The organism is Pseudoalteromonas sp. NZS127 (assembly GCF_015864805.1).
Classification (GTDB): Bacteria; Pseudomonadota; Gammaproteobacteria; order Enterobacterales; family Alteromonadaceae; genus Pseudoalteromonas; species Pseudoalteromonas nigrifaciens.
In genome coordinates this window covers 1-1,121 of sequence record NZ_JADYWN010000056.1, presented here as the reverse complement: position 1 = coordinate 1,121, position 1,121 = coordinate 1, and the positions used below count along the sequence as shown (strand labels likewise).

The window sequence follows — 1,121 nt, the reverse complement described above, 5'->3', positions numbered from 1 at the left end:
TGCGCAAGTTAACTTAAACTGGGCGTTAGGTATTCAGGCTGGGAACCAGCCTAAAAAGGTAGCTTAGGCTTTCTTTTTGAAACTCCTTCAAAACGCGCAGCGTTTAGTGGGAGTTGTTCATGGGTAAAAGCGAATACAATTAAAATTAAACTGAACCAGCCTAAGCTACCACTATCATTATCATTATCATTATCACTAGAGTCTTCAACGGGTTTTTCAACAACAGGTGCAGCCACTACATTAATGCTAAATTGTTCTGTTACAGGCTGTGAAATTTCACCATCGGTAACAGATACGGCAATAGTTACCATACCAATATGTGCATCACCAGGCGTACCTGAAAAAGTTCTAGTGTCTGCTTCAAAACTCAACCAGCTTGGCAACTCTGTACCATCTTCTAATGTTGCAGAATAAGTCAGCTCATCGCCTTCATCAGCATCAGTAAAAGTTAGCGCATCAAAGGTAAAGCTATACGCAAGACCCGATTGTGCTTCCTGATCTGGAATTGCTATGTTGACTACGGGCGCTCTGTTCTTTTGAATAACAACAACTTGGGCACTCGCATTAACAGTTTCGTCATTAGCTAGCTCAACCACTACTGTTACCGTTTGCTCGGCAATATCGACAGGCCAAATTATCTGACCAGCTTGAGCAGCCAATTCAGTTGCAAGATTTAATTGACCACTAGCATGAACTAGTTTGACATTTAGCTCATCATTTTGGTCTAGTCCTGCAACATCCCAAGAAACTCTTAAGTTTTCACCATTAAAGACAACGTTTTCAGTGTTGATTAAAATGCTTGGTACTATGTCAACGACGACATCAAACATTACTTGCTTACTATCGATTGTAATATCAAAAGATTGAGCTTCAACATTTTCGCCTGAAACATCTAAACGATATAAACCTAAAGGTAAACCGTTAAAGGCAAATCGCCCGGCAAGATCGCTTAAAGTGGTGTTAATTAAATCAACCTGTATACCTTCAGCCGTGAATAGTGTTGACATCCTCCCCCACCTCGCTTCGCGCCCGACAAGTCGGGAAAGGAGGGGGATTCCTGTTTCATAGCGTATCGCTTTAAATTCAAAAGAATCTAAAGTCTTACTTACGCTCCACAGGCT

The 1,121-nt window shown here is 41.3% G+C and carries 1 protein-coding gene; it reads right to left on the bottom strand.

Going from position 1 to position 1,121, the window contains the following annotated elements; all coding sequences use genetic code 11:
* Positions 1-50 precede the first annotated feature (50 nt).
* Positions 51-1,007: a putative Ig domain-containing protein gene (locus I6E78_RS18370; protein ID WP_197183111.1), complete on the bottom strand. Its 957-nt coding sequence runs from the start codon at positions 1,005-1,007 to the stop codon at positions 51-53.
* Between the last annotated feature and the right edge of the window lie 114 nt (positions 1,008-1,121).